This is a genomic window from Streptomyces sp. NPDC055400 (genome assembly GCF_053644375.1).
Genome location: NZ_JBSHLM010000018.1, coordinates 21,656 through 37,752 on the forward strand (window position 1 = coordinate 21,656; position 16,097 = coordinate 37,752).

The window sequence follows — 16,097 nt, forward strand, 5'->3', positions numbered from 1 at the left end:
GGGGCGCCTTTCACGTGTTCGCGCGCGTGGAGCCCGCTCAGACGACGAGGCCCGCCAGTTTGCGCAGTGACTCGTTGAGCGCGGCCGTCGCCGAGTCCTTGAGCTTGCCCGCCATCAGGGACACCGCGGCGCCGGTGAACTCGCCGTCGATGCGGACCGTCGTGCCGTCGCCGTCCGCGGTCAGGGTGTAGCGCGTGCCGACGTTCACGCCCATCGGTCCCTTGCCCCTGATGGCGAGGGTGCGGGTGGCCTCCAGGTCCTCGACGGTCCAGGTCACCTCCGCCGGAAAGCCCATGAGCTTCATGTTCTCCTCGAAGGTGCCGCCCACTTCGAGCGCCGTCGGTGCGCCCTTCGGGAAGCTCGTGTGCGTGGCGTTCCACTCCCCGTACGCGGTGAAGTCGGTGAGCTGGGCCCAGACCTTCTCCGCGGGTGCCCCGATCCGTGCTTCCGCGCTGACTTCGGCCATGCGACCACCCCTTCTCGACGAGAGCTGCGGCGGGCGCAGCCGTGGTGTCGCGGAAAGTAGCCGCAGGACCTCGAACATTCAATACTGATGAACTGTCAGAAGTGGGGAGGGGGTAGGCGGGGGCAGGCCGTCGTCAGCCGAGCTTTTCGATGACCGCGGCGTCGAAGAGGTCCGACGCGCGCGGGAACGGTCCCTCGTCGTGGCAGTGCCAGGCGTCCCAGAACAGGTCGGCGAGCAGCGCGTCGTCGGGTGCGTACACCCGATACACGTACTGTCTGCCGTCGATTGCCGGCAGGGCCACGAGCCAGCACCTGCTCTTCATGCTTGTGAAGGACGAGTTCCGGTAGGTCCGCGGTTGCGTGAGGGGCGCTGTGCAAGGCGGCGCGCGCCCCTCCGGGTAAAAGGGCGCGATCTCATCCGTAAGGAGGAGAACCCGCTCATGCGTGCCCACCTTGTGTCGGACGTGGAAATGCTTCCCGCCGGGGATGCCCGGCCGGACGGGGGCTGATGAGGTAGGAGATGTGCAAAGCCCTACCCCGTCCGAGGCCGCGGCAAGCGGCCACAGCCGTGCAGATGTTGACGCCAGGCTCAGTCCCGAGCTCGCCTCGGTGGTGGCCGGCGCCCGTCGCAGAGCCGTCCGCGACGGGGACCGTCAGATCGACACCGCGCACCTCCTGCACTCGCTCCTCGAGACCGACCCGCAGGTGCGCGAGGCCTTCGACGGCGGCCCGCAACTGGCCCGCCTCCTCGGCTATCTCGTGCAGCGGAGCATCGGCTACGGCCTCCAGTGGCAGGGCACCGTCGAGGACTCGGGTGCCGTGCCCGTCGTGACGGGGCTCGGCTGGTCGCCCGCCGCTGCCGCCGCGATGGAGGCCGCGCTCGACCGCGCCGAGCGGCGCGGCGACCCGCGTGCGCGCGGAGTCGACCTCCTCACCTCGCTCGCGGCGGACCGCGAGAGCCGCGCGGTCGAGGTGCTCGGGCGGGCCGGCGTCGACGCGGAGAGCCTGCGGCGGCATGTCGAGGCCGGGTGCTGAAGCGAGCGGTCGCCGGTTGAGCCCTGGCTCTGTTCGGGGCGCGGCCTTTGCGGCCGAGCCCCCGTTCGTCGTGCCCGGCACGTCCGCCACGTGAGACAGGGGTCATCGGGGGTGACGGTCATGACGTCGGCTGTCATGATGTGCCGGTGCATGCGTCTCAGGGACTTCAGGCGAACCGCGGGCGAGGTGTCGGACTGGGGCTCGCCCTTGTCTCGGCGCTCGCCTTCGGAGGTTCGGGTGTGGCGGCGAAGCCGCTGATCGAGGCGGGTCTCGACCCGCTCCACGTGGTGTGGCTGCGTGTCGCCGGCGCCGCGTTCGTCATGCTGCCCGTCGCCTGGCGGCACCGCTCCCTGGCCGTCCAGCGGCCCGCGCTGCTCGCCGGTTTCGGCCTGCTCGCCGTCGCCGGTGTGCAGGCCTGCTACTTCGCCGCGATCTCCCGGATCCCTGTCGGGGTCGCGCTCCTCATCGAGTACCTCGCCCCCGCGCTCGTGCTCGGCTGGGTCCGTTTCGTGCAGCGCAGGCCCGTGACGCGCGCCGCCGCGCTCGGCGTGGTCCTCGCCGTCGGCGGTCTCGCCTGCGTCGTCGAGGTGTGGGCGGGACTGAGCGTCGACCTGATCGGCCTGCTGCTCGCCCTCGGCGCCGCCTGCTGCCAGGTCGGCTACTTCGTCCTGTCCGACCAGGGCAGCGACGCGGGGGACCGGGCGCCGGACCCGCTCGGCGTGATCGCGTACGGGCTGCTCGTCGGCGCCCTCGTCCTGACGGCCGTGGCGCGCCCCTGGGGCATGGACTGGTCCGTGCTCGGCGGCAGCGCCTCGATGAACGGCACTTCCGTGCCCGCGTGGCTGCTGCTCTGCTGGATCGTCCTCATCGCTACGGTCATCGCCTACGTCACCGGAGTCCTCTCCGTACGCCGGCTCTCGCCCCAGGTGGCCGGCGTCGTGGCCTGCCTGGAAGCGGTCATCGCGACCGTGCTGGCCTGGGTGCTCCTGGGTGAGCACCTGTCGGCACCGCAGATCGCCGGCGGCGCGGTCGTCCTGGTCGGGGCGTTCATCGCGCAGTCCTCGGCCCCGGCGAAGCCCGAGGTGGTGGCCGTGGCCGGTGAAGCCGCCCCGAACGAGGCGTCGCCGGAGTCGCCGGATAAGGCGTTGTCCGGTCGCGGCAGCGCGAACTAAGGTGCTGATCATGCATTCACGCGCACTCGTGCTTCCGCCCCCGGCCGCTTGACGCGGGCGGTGGCCGTCCGGAGCATCGCGCTTCAGCGGCACATCTGACGAAGATCCGGCTCGGGACGCCCCGAGCGGGTCACGGCTGCCCGCAGACGACAGTCCGTGTCCCTGCCCCGCCCCCGTCCACGGGCGCGGAGGCCATTCCTCGTGGAGAACCACGTGTCGCACACTGTCGCGGCTGACTCAGCCGACACCTCGTCCCGTACGTCGCCCGCCGGAGCAGCGCCGCTGCTGCCCGTCGGGCGCGGACTCCTCTACCTCGTCATCGCCGGTGCCGCCTGGGGCACCGCGGGAGCGGCCGCCTCGCTGGTCTTCCGGGCCAGCGACCTCGGCCCCGCCGCGCTGTCGTTCTGGCGCTGCGCGGGCGGCCTCGCCCTGCTGGTCGCGGCGCGGGCGCTGCGAGGGCGCAGGACCCGGCCCGTCGCGGAACCGCGCCTGCGCAAGGCGGTGCGGATCGCCGTCACCGGGATCGCCCTGAGCGTCTTCCAGACCGCGTACTTCGCGGGGGTCCAGGCGACCGGACTCGCCGTCGCCACCGTGGTCACCCTGGGTGCGGGGCCCGTACTCATCGCCCTCGGCGCGCGCCTGATCATGGGTGAACGGCTCGGCGGCGGCGGGCTGGCGGCCGTCCTGGGCGCGCTCGCCGGCCTCACCGTCCTTGTGCTCGGAGGCGGTGACGCGACCGTGCGTCCCGCCGGAGTCGCCTGGGCCCTGGTCTCCGCGGCCGGATACGCCGTGATGACGCTGCTGACGCGCTGGTTCGGCCGGGACGGCCGGTCGGGCGATCAACTCGACACCTCCGTCCTGACGTTCGCCGTCGCCGCGGTCAGCCTCCTGCCGTTCGGCGCGCTGGAGGGACTCGTGCCGCACACCTCCCAGCCGCTCCAGGTACTGATGATGCTGGTCTACATCGCGTCAGTACCTACTGCGCTCGCCTACGCCCTGTACTTCTCGGGCGCCGCGGTCGTACGGTCCGCGACCGTCTCGGTGATCATGCTGCTCGAACCGGTGAGCGCCGCCGTCATCGCGGTCGCGCTCCTCGGTGAGCGGCTGACGGCGCCGACGGTGGCGGGCACGGTCCTGATGCTGGCCGCGGTGACCGGGCTGGCCGTCGCCGAGGCGCGAGCGAGGTAGCGGACCGGCGCCCCGGTGCGCGTCTCGACGTGGACCGGGGCAGGCTCGTCTCCGAAGGCGCCTGGGGGATCCCCGGAACAGGCCCTACAGACCCGTCAGGTAGTCCGGCACCGCGATGCCCGGCGCGAGGTCGTCGGCCGGGACCGGCGCGCCGTGGCCCTTGGTGAGCGGGACGACGCCGGTCCAGTACGGCAGGCCGAGGTCCTCCTCGTCGTCGTTGGGGCCGCCGGCGCGGACGCGGGCGGAGACCTCCGCGAGGTCGAGGCGCAGGACGGACGTCGCCGCGAGCTCCTTGTCGTTCCCGGGGCGAGAGTCCTGGGAACGGCCCGGCACCACGTGGTCGACGAGCGCGTCGAGCGCCGTGCGCTTCTCGTCGGGGTCGGTCACCTGGTGGGCGAGGCCGTGCACCACCACGGAGCGGTAGTTGAGCGAGTGGTGGAAGGCTGAGCGTGCGAGCACCAGACCGTCGACATGGGTGACCGTCAGGCAGACCTGCAGTCCGGGGTCGGCCGCGCCCGCCATGCGCTGGACCCGCGCGCCCGTCGAACCGTGCACGTAGAGGGTCTCGCCGACGCGTCCGTACAGGGTGGGCAGCACGACGGGGGAGCCGTCGCGGACGAACCCGAGATGGCAGATGTACGCCTCGTCGAGTATCGAGTGGACCAGCTCGCGGTCGTAGTACGTCCGCTCGCGCATGCGGGCCGGGACGGTGCGGTCGGTCGCCGGGTAGGAGGCGGAGGCGTCCCCGGAAGCGACGGTGCCGGGCTCGGATGCCACGCTCATTGCAAACTCCATTGCACTAGTGCATAATCTGCTTTGTGCTAGGAGAGTATCCGATCGAAGGACGGCGCGCAGCAGAGATCGCGGCCAGTGTGGAGCGCGCGGTGGGCGGGGGTGACCTGCAGCCGGGCCAACTTCTGCCGCCCATGAGGGAGTTGGCCCAGTGTCTCGGGGTCAATCCCAATACGGTCGCGGCCGCCTATCGCACGCTCCGTGAGCGCGGAGTGATCGAGACCGCGGGGCGCCGCGGCAGCCGCGTGCGGTCCAAGCCGGCGACGACGGCGCGTGAGCTGATCCGCGTAGATGTACCGGCCGGCGTGCGCGACGTCTCGAACGGCAACCCCGATACGGCCCTGCTGCCTCCGCTCGCCGAGGCCTTCGCCTGGGCGGCAGCGGAGGGCGACAAGGCGCCCGTCCTCTACGGGGACGGGCCTCTGGAGCCGGAGCTGGCACGCCACGCGCGCGTGGCCTTCGACGAGGACGGGATCCCCGAGGGTCCGGTCGCTGTCGCGTCGGGCTCCCTCGACGCCATCGAGCGGGTGCTCGCGGGCCACCTCAAGCCCGGCGACGCCGTCGCCGTCGAGGACCCGGGCTGGGGCAGCCTGCTCGACCTCGTACCGGCGCTCGGGCTGCGCCTGGTGCCCGTCGGGGTGGACGACGACGGGCCGCTGCCCGACGAGGTGGAGCGGGCCCTGAGTGCGGGGGCGCGGGCCCTGGTCGTCACCGACCGCGCCCAGAACCCCACCGGCGCCGCCGTCACCGCGCCACGCGCGCGTGCGCTGCGCAAAGTCCTGGCGGCCCACAAGGACGTACTGCTCATCGAGGACGACCACGGACACGGGATCGTCGACCTGCCGCTGCACCCGCTGGCCGGTGTGACGCGGCACTGGGCCTTCGTACGCTCCGTCGCCAAGGCCTACGGGCCCGACCTGCGGCTCGCTGTCCTGACGGGCGACGCGGTCACGGTCGACCGGGTCCAGGGGCGGCAGCGCCTCGGGCCCGGCTGGGTGAGCCGCATCGTGCAGCGGGCCGTCGCGCGGCTGTGGACCGAGGGGGCGGTGGACACGCGCGCCGTCGCCGCGTCGTACGGGCAGCGGCGCGACGCGCTCATCGCGGCCCTCGCCGGGCGCGGGGTCGAGGCGCACGGGCGCAGCGGCATGAACGTGTGGGTGCCCGTGCCGGACGAAACGGGCGCGGTCGCGCGGCTGCTCCACGCCGGGTGGGCCGTCGCGCCGGGCGCGCGTTTCCGGATGGGGGCGGCGCCCGGGGTGCGGATCACCGTGTCGACGCTCGGCGCCGACGACATCGGCCCGGTGGCCGACGCCGTCGCGTCCGCCACCGGGCCGGCCCCCGCACGCCGTTACGGCTGAGCGTTACGCCCGAGGGGCGCGCGCCCGGGACTGCGTGAGCGCCGCGCCCGCGAGCACGATCACCGCGCCGATCGGGGTGGACCAGGTCAGGGATTCGCCGAGCAGGGCGACTCCCGCGGCCGTCGCGATCACCGGGATGAAATACGTGACCATCTGCGCCGTGGTCGGACCGACCTCCGCCACCAGGCCGTACTGGATGAGGAACGCGAGGCCCGTACCGAGCGCGCCCAGGGCGACGATCGCGAGCAGGGGCACGACCGGGAGGTGAGCCGGGAGCGTCGTGAACACCGGGGTGACGACGGCCAGTTGGACCGTGGCCGTCAGGAGCTGCGCGCCGGAGAGCGACAGGTTCGAGTGGCCGCTCCCGGCCAGCGTGCGGCGCAGGTAGATCCAGCCGATGGGGTAGCTCAGCGACGCGAGCAGCGCCATCGCCGTGCCCGCCAGGTCCAGGCCGTGGAAGCCCTGCCACACCCCGAGGACCGTGAGCACCCCCAGGAAGCCGATGCCGAGCCCCGCGACGCGGCGGCGCGTGGGCCGGTCCTCGGAGAGCGCCACCAGCGACAGGGCCATGCCCCACAGCGGCGACGTCGCGTTGCAGATACCGGCGAGCGTCGACGGGATCGTCTGCTCGGAGAACGCGAACAGCGAGAACGGCAGGGAGTTGAGCAGGAGCGCCGCCACCGCGATGTGCCCCCACGTCCGCAGGCCGCGCGGCAGCCGCTGACGCTTCACGGCCATGGCCACGGCGAGCACCGCCGTTCCGAACGCGAGCCGTCCCAGCGTCACCTGGAACGGCGCGTAGCCCTCGGTGCCGACCTTGATGAGGAGAAAGCTGAAGCCCCAGATCAGCGACAGGACGCCGAAGCGGACGCGCCAGTCGAGGGCGCGGCGGGGGCGGGCGGAGGCGGGTGTTTCCGTAGGAATGCCGGAAGGCGCGGGGGTCGGAGTCGCAGGGGGCGACGAGGAGGTGACGGTGCTCATGGACATAACGATGCCGCCTCACAACCTCTTAGTACAAGCGAGACTTGTTCCCTGGTATCGCTTAGCATCACTTACATGTTGAACCTGGAGCGCCTGCGCACCCTCGACGCACTCGCCCGCCACGGGTCCGTCAGCGGCGCCGCGGCAGGGCTGCACGTCACGACGTCCGCCGTCTCGCAGCAGATGGCCAAGCTGGAACGCGAGGTCGGGCAGCAGCTTCTCGCCAAGAACGGCAGGGGGGTGCGCCTCACCGACGCCGGGCGGCTGCTCGCCGAGCACGCGGGGCGGATCCTGTCCCAGGTCGAGCTCGCGCAGTCGGACCTGGAGGCGCACCGCGGGCAGGTCGTGGGGGAGCTGCGGATCTCCGCGTTCCCGACCGCGGCCCGCGGCCTCTTCCCGCGCGCCCTCGCGGCCCTGCGCGCGGAGCACCCGGGGCTGCGACTGCGCTCGCGGGAGCTGGAGCCCGAGCTGGGGGTCGCCGGGGTGGTGCGCGGCGACCTCGACCTGGCCGTCGTGCTCGACTGGTACAACAAGCCGATGCCGCTCCCCGACGGCCTCGTCAAGGCGGCGATCCTCGACGACCCCGCCGATGTCGCGATGCCGGCGGACCACCCGCTCGCCGGGCGCCGTGAAGTGGGCCTCGAGGACTTCGCCGACGACGAGTGGATCACATGGGGCGAGGGCGAGTTCTGCCACGAGTGGCTGCTCTTCACGCTGCGCGCCAAGGGCGTCGAGCCCCGCATCGGCCATCGCGCCGCCGAGACCCACACCCAGCTCGGCCTCGTCGCCGCCGGGCTCGGTGTGTGCGTGGCACCGCTCCTCGGGCGCGATCCGGTGCCGGACGGGGTGGTGACCGTGCCGGTGCGGCAGCGCGTACGCCGGCACGTCTACGTCGTGTGGCGGTCCGACGCGGACCGGCGGCCGTCGATCAGGGCGGCGGTGAAGGCGCTCCGGAGTGTGGGCGCGAGCCTGGGCGGGGGCGTCGCCCCACGGGAGGGCTCCCCACGTGAGGGCTCCCCACGTGAGAGCTAGAGCGACGCCAGCTTCCTGAAGTCCCATGACGCGATCTTGTCGGGCGTGAGCCGGGCCCAGGCGTGCCGGCCGTCGTGCACCATCTCGTCCATCGCGAAGTTCTTGCGGGCGAACAGCCGCTCGGGGACGTCCAGTTCGGGCACGGGCTCGCCGGTGCGCGGGCTCTCCCCGACGAACTCCACCGTGCCGGACAGCTCGGCGCCGCGCAGCTCCCCGTACTCCTCGCCCGCGTCGATCACGACGGCGATCCTCGGGTCCTTGAGGAGGTCGGCCCAGCGGCGGCTGCGCGTGATCGAGTACAGCCACAGGCAGGCGCCGTCCCAGACGAACCACAGGGTGCTGACGTGCGGGGCGCCGTCGGGCGAGACGGTGGCGACGCGGCACGTGCGCTGGGACCCCAGGAACGCGTCCAGCTCGGCCGGCGTCATCATGATCTTGCGGCCCCGACGCTGTGTGACGGCCATGCGTACTCCCCTTCGAGGGCTTCGTGCTGACGGTGTGTCAGATCAGCAGCATGCGGTGTCTTCCCTCGTGGCGCAATGGTGGCTAATCTCTCGCCGCTCAGGACGTCTGCGACAGGGGGACCACGTGCCGTCGTACGAAGAGCTCGCCGAACTGCTCGATCCGGCCACCGCGGTACTGCTGACCGTAGAGTGCCAGCAGGGGGTCGTCGGCCCTGACAGCGCCCTGCCCGAACTCGCTGAGGAGGCCAGGTCGTCCGGGGCGCTCGGCAATGTGGCGCGGCTCGTCGCGGGCGCCCACGAGAGCGGCGTACAGGTGCTGCACGCGGTCGCGGAGCGGCGGCCCGACGGGCGCGGCGCCAACCGCAACGGACGGCTGTTCCGCGCCGCCGCGCGCCTGCCCGTGCAGCAGATCTCCGGCACCAAGGCGGTCAGGATCGCGCCGCCCGTCGAGGTGGCGGACGAGGACATGGTCGTGCGCCGCCTGCACGGCCTCTCGCCCATCGCGGGCACCGACGTGGACGCGCTGCTGCGCAACCTCGGCTGCCGGACGCTGATCGTCACCGGCGTCTCGTCGAACGTCGCCATACCGAACGCCGTCTTCGACGCGGTGAACCGCGGCTACACCGTCGCCGTGCCCGCCGACGCGATCGCGGGGGTGCCGCACGACTACACCCCCGCGATGATCCGCAACACGCTCGCGCTCGTCGCCACCGTGACATCCACCCAGGACGTGCTCACCTGCTGGAAGCGCCCGCGCCGCGGCCGCTGATCCGCGTCGCTACGCGAGCGTGATCGAGTCGCCCGAGACGGTGATCTCCTTGGCGGCCAGAGGCTGCGTGGCGGGCGGGTGCTTCACGCTGCCGTCCTCGATGGAGTACTTGCTGCCGTGGCAGGGGCAGTTGATGGTGCCGCCCTCGACCGCGCTGACCGGGCACTGCTTGTGGGTGCAGATGTTCGTGAAGGCCTTGAACTCGCCCTTCTTCGGCTGCGTGACCACCACGCCCGCGCCACCGAAGACCTTTCCGCCGCCGACGGGGATGTCCGCGGTTTTGGCGAGTTCCTTCCCCGATCCGTCCTGGGCCGCGCCTCCCTTGGTCGCGTCGCCCGACGGCTCGGACGACGAATCGTCCGAGCTGCCGCACGCGCTGAGCGCGGCGGCGATGCCGGCGGCTCCCACTGCCGCGACGACGGTACGGCGGGTCGGGGCGGATACGGACTCGTGCGAAGCGGTCATTACTGGTGTTTCCCTTCGTTCGAGGGGGGATGGCATACACACTCGTACGGGCCGCCGGACCGGAACGTTCAATGCCGGATCGACTTTTCCTACAGCGATGGTGTGTCGCCTAACCTGGGGCAATGCTCACCGAAGTCACGGCGACCCGCTACGTCACCCCGATGAGGGAAGGCGGATCACTCCCCGGGCTCATCGAGGCCGACGATCTCGCCCCGTACGTCATGAAGTTCACCGGCGCGGGACAGGGCCGCAAAACGCTTGTCGCGGAGGTGATCTGCGGAGGGCTCGCGCGGCGGCTCGGATTCCGGGTGCCGGGGCTCGTGCGGATCGGACTCGACCCCGTGATCGGCCTCGGCGAGCCGGACCAGGAGGTGCAGGGCCTCCTCAAGTCGAGCGGTGGCGTGAACCTCGGGATGCGGTACCTCTCCGGCGCGCTCGGCTTCGACCCGCTCGCCTACGAGGTGGATCCCGCGGAGGCGGGCCGCGTCGTCTGGTTCGACGCCCTGATCAACAACGTCGACCGGTCCTGGCGCAACCCCAACATGCTGGTCTGGCACGGCGACCTGTGGCTCATCGACCACGGCGCGAGCATGATCTGGCACCACAACTGGCGCGGCGCCGAGGCCGCGGCGGCCCGCCCGTACGACGCCTGTGACCACGCCCTCGCCCCCTTCGCGCCCGACGTCGCGGCGGCTGCGGCGGAGCTCGCGCCGCGGCTCACCGAGGAGCTGCTCGCCGAGGTCACCGCCGACGTCCCCGACGCCTGGCTCGCCGACGAGCCGGGCTTCGACGACCCCGACGCGGTGCGACGCGCGTACGCCGGCGTGCTGCTGCCCCGCGCTGCGGTCATCCACGAGCGCGTCCGCCTGCCCGAGCCGGATCCCGACCGGCTCCCGCGCACTCCGGGCTGGCTGACCGGTACGGCGAGTGTGAAGGGCGGCACCCGGTGACCGCGACCACCCGAGACGTCTTCGAATACGCGCTGCTGCGCGTCGTCCCGCGCGTCGAGCGCGGCGAGCAGATCAACGCCGGCGTGGTCGTCTACTGCCGCGCCAAGTCCTACGTCCGCGCGCTCACGCACCTCGACGAGGCGAGGCTGCGCGCCCTCGACCCCGAGGCGGATGTGACCGGCGTACGCGCGTCGCTCGCCGCAGTCGAACGGCACTGCCGAGGGGGTGGCGACGCCGGTCAGGCGGCGGACGACGACGCGGGCCGCCGCTTCCGGTGGCTGGTCGCGCCGCGCTCCACGGTCGTGCAGCCCGGGCCCGTGCACACCGGTCTCACCGCGGACCCCGAGGCAGAGGTCAACAGGCTTCTCGACCTCCTGGTGAGGTGACCTCGCGGTGGCCTCTTCGCCGTGAGTGATCAGTCGCACCCGGTGGGTACGTTGACACCGGGTGCCAGGACTTCTAGCGTCACGTCCACAGGGTACTAAGCGGTCGCTCACCGAGTTGGGACGTGAGGGCCGCACTCTAGGGCGAGGAGACCGAAGAGCATGTCCACCACTGAACAGCGCGTCGCGATCGTCACCGGTGCCGCACGCGGCATCGGCGCCGCTACCGCCGTACGTCTGGCCGCCGAGGGCCGCGCCGTCGCCGTGATCGACCTCGACGAGGCCGCCTGCAAGGACACCGTCGAGAAGATCACCAGCGCCGGTGGCAAGGCCCTCGCGGTCGGCTGCGACGTCGCCGACGAGGCGCAGGTCGAGGCCGCGGTCGCGCGCATCGCCGAGGAACTCGGCGCGCCGACGATCCTGGTCAACAACGCGGGCGTGCTCCGCGACAACCTGCTGTTCAAGATGAGCGCCCTGGACTGGGACACCGTCATGAACGTGCACCTGCGCGGCGCGTTCCTGATGTCGAAGGCCGTCCAGAAGCACATGGTGGACGCCAAGTTCGGCCGCATCGTCAACCTGTCCTCGTCGTCGGCGCTCGGCAACCGCGGCCAGGTCAACTACTCGGCGGCCAAGGCCGGTCTCCAGGGCTTCACCAAGACCCTCGCCAAGGAGCTCGGCAAGTTCGGCGTCACCGCGAACGCCGTCGCCCCCGGCTTCATCGTCACCGAGATGACGGCCGCCACCGCCGCCCGTGTCGGCATGGGCTTCGAGGAGTTCCAGGCCGCCGCCGCCACGCAGATCCCCGTCCAGCGCGTGGGCAAGCCCGACGACATCGCCAACGCCATCGCCTTCTTCACCGGCGAGGCGGCCGGATTCGTCTCCGGCCAGGTCATGTACGTCGCCGGCGGACCGCTCAACTAGGGCCGGAGGATACGGACATGACTTCGTCCCAGCTCCCGGAGCTCTCCGGCAAGGTCGCCCTCATCACGGGCGGGAGCCGCGGCATCGGCTACGGCGTCGCCGAGGCGCTCGTCGCCCGCGGTGACCGCGTGTGCATCACCGGACGCGGCGAGGACGCCCTCAAGGAGGCTGTCGAGAAGCTCGGCGCCGACCGGGCCGTCTACGTCGCCGGCAAGGCCCACGACGAGGCGCACCAGGCCGTCGCCGTCGAACGCACCATGGAGGCCTTCGGGCGCGTCGACTTCCTGGTCAACAACGCCGGTACGAACCCGGTGTTCGGCCCCATCGCCGAGCTCGACCTGAACGTGGCGCGCAAGGTCTTCGAGACCAACGTCGTCTCCGCGCTCGGCTTCGCCCAGCAGACGTGGAAGGCGTGGCAGGGCGAGAACGGCGGGGCGATCGTCAACATCGCCTCCGTCGCGGGCCTCGCCCCGTCTCCGTTCATCGGGGCGTACGGCATCAGCAAGGCGGCGATGATCAACCTGACCATCCAGCTCGCGCACGAGTTCGCGCCCAAGGTGCGGGTCAACGCGATCGCCCCGGCGGTCGTCAAGACGAAGTTCGCGACGGCCCTCTACGAGGGGCGCGAGGAGGAGGCCGCGGCCGCCTACCCGCTGGCCCGGCTCGGCGTGCCCGAGGACATCGGCGGCGCCGCCGCCTTCCTGACCTCGCAGCAGTCCGACTGGATCACCGGTCAGACCCTCGTGGTGGACGGCGGAATCTTCCTCAATGCGGGCGTCGCCTGACATACCCCCGTCGGGGGCGTATCGGACCAAGCTCGCCTAAGTGAAGTTCCCCGCGTACGTCGCGTACGTACGCATCAAGTGCCCTGCCGGAGTGCCTCGTTGGCCCGGCGGGGCACTGCGGTATGGTCTGCCGACCTGTGGCATGGCCGATCGAGGAGCGCGCGCGTGTTCAACCGGATCCGGGGCCCCCGTCAACTGGCGGCGATAACGTGCATATCGCTCCTTGCCGGATGTGGACTGATGTCGTCCGGAGAGTCCGACGACACCGAACCCATCGTCGTGGGGACCACCAGCGCGCCGAGCACCCTCGACCCGGCCGCGTCCTGGGACGGTTCCTGGGAGCTGTTCAGGAACGTCTACCAGACCCTCGTCAGCTTCCCCTCCGGCGCCTCCGAGCCGAAGCCCGACGCCGCCGAGCGCTGCGAGTTCACCGACCCCTCCAACAGCGTCTACCACTGCACACTGCGCGAGGGCATGGCGTTCTCGAACGGCGACAAGCTCGACGCCGCGGCAGTCAAGTACTCCATCGACCGCATCAGCAGGATCAACGTCAAGGGCGGCCCCAAGGGGCTCCTCGGCAGCCTGAAGTCGGTCGAGGTCAAGGGCGACCGTGACGTCACCTTCAAACTGAACAAGCCCGACGCGACCTTCCCCTTCGTGCTCGCGACACCGGCGATGTCCATCGTGGACCCCGCCGAGTACCCGGCCGGCGCGGTCCGCGACGACGGCGAGATCTCCGGCTCCGGGCCGTACGCGCTCGACGCGTACACCGACGGCGACAAGGCGGAGCTCGTCAAGAACGACCACTACAACGGGTTCGCCGAGCGCAAGAACAGCGCCGTCACCATCCGCTACTTCAAGGACTCCGCCTCGATGGTCGGCGCCCTGCGCGCCAAGAAGATCGACGCCACGTACCGCGGGCTCGCCGCGGCGGACGTGGTGGGGCTGCAGGGCAAGCAGGCCAAGGACGGCATCCAGCTCGTCGAGGGCGCGGGCATGGAGATCAGCTACCTGGTGTTCAACCCCAAGGACCCCTGGGCGCGCAAATCCGCCGTCCGCAAGGCCGTCGCCCAGGTCGTCGACCGCGGCGCGATCGCCCACAAGATCTACCAGGACACCGTCGAACCGCTCTACTCGATGGTCCCGAGGGGCCTGACCGGGCACACCACCGGCTTCTTCGACGACTTCGGCGACCCGAACGCGGCCAAGGCCAAGGACATCCTCACCCGGGCGGGCATCACGGACCGGGTCCCGCTCACCCTCTGGTACACCACCGACCGCTACGGGTCCGCGACCGGCGCCGAGTTCGCCGAGCTCAAGCGACAGCTGGACGCGTCCGGACTGTTCGACGTCACGGTCAAGGGACGCCCCTGGAAGACGTTCGAGGCCGGGTACCGCAAGGGCGAGTACCCCGCCTTCGGACGCGGCTGGTTCCCCGACTTCCCGGACGCGGACAACTTCATCGCGCCCTTCGTCGGCGAGCAGAACGCGCTCGGAACGCCCTACGCGTCCAAGGAGATCACCGACGATCTGCTGCCGCAGTCGCGCCGCGAGAGCGACCGCGCCGCCGTGGTGGGCCAGTTCAAGCGCGCCCAGCAGATACTCGTCGACGACGCCCGGCTGCTGCCGCTGTGGCAGGGAAAGCAGTACATCGCGGCCAGCGAGGAGATCTCGGGCGGCGAGCGGGCCCTCGACCCGTCGACGATCATGATGATGTGGGAGCTGCAGCGCAAGACCAGCTGGTAGGCGGGCCGCCGGGGCCCGTTGTCAGTGGCCGCGGGTAGGTTCTGGGGTGTGCAGCGGCCGTCCCTCGTACGGCCGTGAAGTGACCGTACCCCGGAGGTTGTTGACGTGACCGACACCGCGATGCTGCCCGAGTCCTGGCGCGGCGTCCTCGGCGAGGAGCTGCAGAAGCCCTACTTCAAGGAGCTCGCCGAGTTCGTCGAGGAGGAGCGCGCCAAGGGTCCCGTGTACCCGCCGCGCGAGGAGGTCTTCGCGGCGCTCGACGCGACCCCGTACGACCGGGTCAAGGTCCTTGTCCTCGGCCAGGACCCGTACCACGGGGAGGGGCAGGGGCACGGTCTGTGCTTCTCCGTGCGGCCCGGCGTGAAGACGCCGCCCTCCCTGCGGAACATCTACAAGGAGATGAAGGAGGAGCTCGGCCACCCGGTCCCGGACAACGGGTATCTGATGCCGTGGGCCGAGCAGGGCGTCCTCCTGCTGAACGCGGTGCTCACGGTGCGGGCCGGCGAGGCCAACTCGCACAAAGGCAAGGGCTGGGAGAAGTTCACGGACGCGGTGATCCGCGCGGTGGCCGAACGGCCCGACCCGGCCGTGTTCGTCCTGTGGGGGAACTACGCACAGAAGAAGCTCCCCCTCATCGACGAGGAGCGCCACGTCGTCGTGAAGGGCGCCCACCCCTCGCCGCTCTCCGCGAAGAAGTTCTTCGGCTCGCATCCCTTCACGCAGATCGACAAGGCGGTGGCCGCGCAGGGCCACACGCCGATCGACTGGCGCATTCCGGACCTGGGCTGACGCCCACGAGTACGTGTCCCTCCGGGTAGGTGTCCGCCGGGTGCGGTGACCGCCCGGCTCCCGGAGGGACCCCCGCCCGCGCCTGACGGGGATTGTCAGCGGCTGCCTATAGCGTCGGAATCGTTATCGGCTTGGACGATCGGCATACGAGCGTGGAGGACCTGTGGCTGAGCAGCGGGAGCAGGCGGCGGACGACGCCATGATGGCCCGGATCGGGCAGGTGATCATGCTCCATCACGCCGGTGACCGCGAGGAGGCCAGGGACCGGTACCTCGGCCTGTGGGCGGAGATCGGGGAGGACGGCGACCCCCTCCACCGCTGCACGCTCGCGCACTACATGGCGGACGCCCAGGACGACCCGGACGACGAGCTGGCATGGGACCTGCGGGCCCTGTCCGCCGCCGAGGGCCTGACCGAGGCGCGGCTCGCGCGCCACGAGCAGTCGCTCGCGGTCCGCGCGCTCTACCCCTCGCTGCACCTCAACCTGGCGTCGGACTATGTGAAGCTCGGCCGCCCCAAGGCTGCCCGCAGCCATCTGACACAGGCGCGCGCCGTGGTGGGCGCGCTCGGGGAAGACGGTTACGGGGACGGTGTGCGGGCGGCCATCGCCCGCCTGGAACAGCGGGTCGCGGCGATGCCGCCCGGCGGGGACGAGGGTCAGTGCCGGGGTTCCACAGGGGGTGAGCCGCTGGGGCCGCCCAGACGGAGCTCTTAGGCGGCCACCCCCTCGCCGGGCCCCTCCACTTGATGCGCGGCCCGCCTCGCCCGCCGCCCCGCACTCGTCCTCCGTCGTGCCTCA

Annotated in this window: 19 protein-coding genes; 13 read left to right on the plus strand and 6 right to left on the minus strand. The window is 71.6% G+C overall.

Going from position 1 to position 16,097, the window contains the following annotated elements; translation table 11 throughout:
• Nucleotides 1-37: 37 nt before the first annotated feature.
• Nucleotides 38-466 (minus strand): type II toxin-antitoxin system Rv0910 family toxin, encoded by a 429-nt coding sequence (locus ACWIGU_RS36600; RefSeq protein WP_356286533.1) that lies wholly within the window; start codon nucleotides 464-466, stop codon nucleotides 38-40.
• Nucleotides 467-599: 133 nt separating this feature from the next.
• Nucleotides 600-767 (minus strand): hypothetical protein, encoded by a 168-nt coding sequence (locus ACWIGU_RS36605; protein ID WP_165914282.1) that lies wholly within the window; start codon nucleotides 765-767, stop codon nucleotides 600-602.
• A gap of 220 nt (nucleotides 768-987) precedes the next feature.
• Between ACWIGU_RS36605 and ACWIGU_RS36610 the strand changes: the two genes are divergently transcribed.
• The 3 genes from ACWIGU_RS36610 (at nucleotide 988) to ACWIGU_RS36620 (ending at nucleotide 3,860) form a co-directional block, all read left to right on the plus strand.
• The gene (locus ACWIGU_RS36610) at nucleotides 988-1,500 is read left to right on the plus strand and encodes a Clp protease N-terminal domain-containing protein (RefSeq protein WP_454405976.1); all 513 of its coding nucleotides are present in this window, start codon (nucleotides 988-990) and stop codon (nucleotides 1,498-1,500) included.
• Between the two features lie 140 nt (nucleotides 1,501-1,640).
• Complete coding sequence (locus ACWIGU_RS36615; RefSeq protein WP_454405977.1) at nucleotides 1,641-2,672, plus strand: EamA family transporter; 1,032 nt, start codon at nucleotides 1,641-1,643, stop codon at nucleotides 2,670-2,672.
• A gap of 282 nt (nucleotides 2,673-2,954) precedes the next feature.
• On the plus strand, nucleotides 2,955-3,860 hold the full coding sequence (locus ACWIGU_RS36620) for a DMT family transporter (protein WP_454406181.1): 906 nt from the start codon (nucleotides 2,955-2,957) through the stop codon (nucleotides 3,858-3,860).
• Nucleotides 3,861-3,944: 84 nt separating this feature from the next.
• On the opposite strand, the gene ACWIGU_RS36625 is transcribed toward ACWIGU_RS36620, so the two are convergent.
• The gene (locus tag ACWIGU_RS36625) at nucleotides 3,945-4,643 is read right to left on the minus strand and encodes a pyridoxamine 5'-phosphate oxidase family protein (RefSeq protein WP_454405978.1); all 699 of its coding nucleotides are present in this window, start codon (nucleotides 4,641-4,643) and stop codon (nucleotides 3,945-3,947) included.
• A gap of 35 nt (nucleotides 4,644-4,678) precedes the next feature.
• Between ACWIGU_RS36625 and ACWIGU_RS36630 the strand changes: the two genes are divergently transcribed.
• Nucleotides 4,679-6,010 carry an aminotransferase class I/II-fold pyridoxal phosphate-dependent enzyme gene (locus ACWIGU_RS36630; protein ID WP_454405980.1) on the plus strand — a complete coding sequence of 444 codons (1,332 nt, stop codon included), beginning with the start codon at nucleotides 4,679-4,681 and terminating at the stop codon, nucleotides 6,008-6,010.
• Nucleotides 6,011-6,013: 3 nt separating this feature from the next.
• On the opposite strand, the gene ACWIGU_RS36635 is transcribed toward ACWIGU_RS36630, so the two are convergent.
• On the minus strand, nucleotides 6,014-6,991 hold the full coding sequence (locus tag ACWIGU_RS36635; RefSeq protein WP_454405981.1) for a DMT family transporter: 978 nt from the start codon (nucleotides 6,989-6,991) through the stop codon (nucleotides 6,014-6,016).
• A gap of 75 nt (nucleotides 6,992-7,066) precedes the next feature.
• On the opposite strand from ACWIGU_RS36635, the gene ACWIGU_RS36640 reads away from it, so the two are divergent.
• Nucleotides 7,067-8,023, plus strand: coding sequence for a LysR family transcriptional regulator (locus tag ACWIGU_RS36640; protein ID WP_454405982.1), 957 nt, complete (start codon nucleotides 7,067-7,069; stop codon nucleotides 8,021-8,023).
• On the opposite strand, the gene ACWIGU_RS36645 is transcribed toward ACWIGU_RS36640, so the two are convergent.
• Complete coding sequence (locus tag ACWIGU_RS36645; protein WP_454405984.1) at nucleotides 8,020-8,487, minus strand: pyridoxamine 5'-phosphate oxidase family protein; 468 nt, start codon at nucleotides 8,485-8,487, stop codon at nucleotides 8,020-8,022. The genes ACWIGU_RS36640 and ACWIGU_RS36645 overlap by 4 nt on opposite strands.
• A 124-nt stretch (nucleotides 8,488-8,611) precedes the next feature.
• Between ACWIGU_RS36645 and ACWIGU_RS36650 the strand changes: the two genes are divergently transcribed.
• Nucleotides 8,612-9,256, plus strand: a complete 645-nt coding sequence (locus ACWIGU_RS36650; RefSeq protein ID WP_454405985.1) for a cysteine hydrolase — start codon at nucleotides 8,612-8,614, stop codon at nucleotides 9,254-9,256.
• A gap of 9 nt (nucleotides 9,257-9,265) precedes the next feature.
• On the opposite strand, the gene ACWIGU_RS36655 is transcribed toward ACWIGU_RS36650, so the two are convergent.
• Entirely contained in the window at nucleotides 9,266-9,721 is a 456-nt protein-coding gene (locus ACWIGU_RS36655; RefSeq protein ID WP_454405986.1) for a Rieske (2Fe-2S) protein, read from the minus strand.
• Nucleotides 9,722-9,843: 122 nt separating this feature from the next.
• Between ACWIGU_RS36655 and ACWIGU_RS36660 the strand changes: the two genes are divergently transcribed.
• From ACWIGU_RS36660 to ACWIGU_RS36690, 7 genes are all read left to right on the plus strand, one after another.
• A complete protein-coding gene (locus ACWIGU_RS36660) occupies nucleotides 9,844-10,671 on the plus strand; it encodes a HipA family kinase (RefSeq protein ID WP_454405987.1) in 828 nt (275 codons plus the stop codon).
• Entirely contained in the window at nucleotides 10,668-11,057 is a 390-nt protein-coding gene (locus ACWIGU_RS36665) for a DUF3037 domain-containing protein (RefSeq protein ID WP_356286569.1), read from the plus strand. Before ACWIGU_RS36660 ends, ACWIGU_RS36665 begins: the two co-directional genes overlap by 4 nt.
• Nucleotides 11,058-11,216: 159 nt before the next feature.
• On the plus strand, nucleotides 11,217-11,978 hold the full coding sequence (gene fabG / locus ACWIGU_RS36670) for a 3-oxoacyl-ACP reductase FabG (protein ID WP_356286572.1): 762 nt from the start codon (nucleotides 11,217-11,219) through the stop codon (nucleotides 11,976-11,978).
• A 17-nt stretch (nucleotides 11,979-11,995) separates the two neighbouring features.
• Nucleotides 11,996-12,763 carry an SDR family oxidoreductase gene (locus ACWIGU_RS36675; RefSeq protein WP_356286575.1) on the plus strand — a complete coding sequence of 256 codons (768 nt, stop codon included), beginning with the start codon at nucleotides 11,996-11,998 and terminating at the stop codon, nucleotides 12,761-12,763.
• A 165-nt stretch (nucleotides 12,764-12,928) separates the two neighbouring features.
• Nucleotides 12,929-14,509 (plus strand): ABC transporter substrate-binding protein, encoded by a 1,581-nt coding sequence (locus tag ACWIGU_RS36680; protein ID WP_454405989.1) that lies wholly within the window; start codon nucleotides 12,929-12,931, stop codon nucleotides 14,507-14,509.
• A gap of 105 nt (nucleotides 14,510-14,614) precedes the next feature.
• Complete coding sequence (gene ung, locus ACWIGU_RS36685; RefSeq protein ID WP_454405991.1) at nucleotides 14,615-15,298, plus strand: uracil-DNA glycosylase; 684 nt, start codon at nucleotides 14,615-14,617, stop codon at nucleotides 15,296-15,298.
• Nucleotides 15,299-15,461: 163 nt separating this feature from the next.
• Nucleotides 15,462-16,013, plus strand: a complete 552-nt coding sequence (locus tag ACWIGU_RS36690; protein ID WP_454405992.1) for a hypothetical protein — start codon at nucleotides 15,462-15,464, stop codon at nucleotides 16,011-16,013.
• Nucleotides 16,014-16,097 lie beyond the last annotated feature (84 nt).

What these genes read in the sequence shown, in the direction of transcription:
- ACWIGU_RS36625 (WP_454405978.1), bottom strand. Translation starts at nt 4,643, where the DNA reads ATGAGCGTGGCATCCGAGCCCGGCACCGTCGCTTCCGGGGACGCCTCC.
- fabG (WP_356286572.1), top strand. Translation starts at nt 11,217, where the DNA reads ATGTCCACCACTGAACAGCGCGTCGCGATCGTCACCGGTGCCGCACGC.
- ACWIGU_RS36600 (WP_356286533.1), bottom strand. Translation starts at nt 466, where the DNA reads ATGGCCGAAGTCAGCGCGGAAGCACGGATCGGGGCACCCGCGGAGAAG.
- ACWIGU_RS36645 (WP_454405984.1), bottom strand. Translation starts at nt 8,487, where the DNA reads ATGGCCGTCACACAGCGTCGGGGCCGCAAGATCATGATGACGCCGGCC.
- ACWIGU_RS36640 (WP_454405982.1), top strand. Translation starts at nt 7,067, where the DNA reads ATGTTGAACCTGGAGCGCCTGCGCACCCTCGACGCACTCGCCCGCCAC.
- ACWIGU_RS36655 (WP_454405986.1), bottom strand. Translation starts at nt 9,721, where the DNA reads ATGACCGCTTCGCACGAGTCCGTATCCGCCCCGACCCGCCGTACCGTC.
- ACWIGU_RS36660 (WP_454405987.1), top strand. Translation starts at nt 9,844, where the DNA reads ATGCTCACCGAAGTCACGGCGACCCGCTACGTCACCCCGATGAGGGAA.
- ACWIGU_RS36675 (WP_356286575.1), top strand. Translation starts at nt 11,996, where the DNA reads ATGACTTCGTCCCAGCTCCCGGAGCTCTCCGGCAAGGTCGCCCTCATC.
- ACWIGU_RS36635 (WP_454405981.1), bottom strand. Translation starts at nt 6,991, where the DNA reads ATGAGCACCGTCACCTCCTCGTCGCCCCCTGCGACTCCGACCCCCGCG.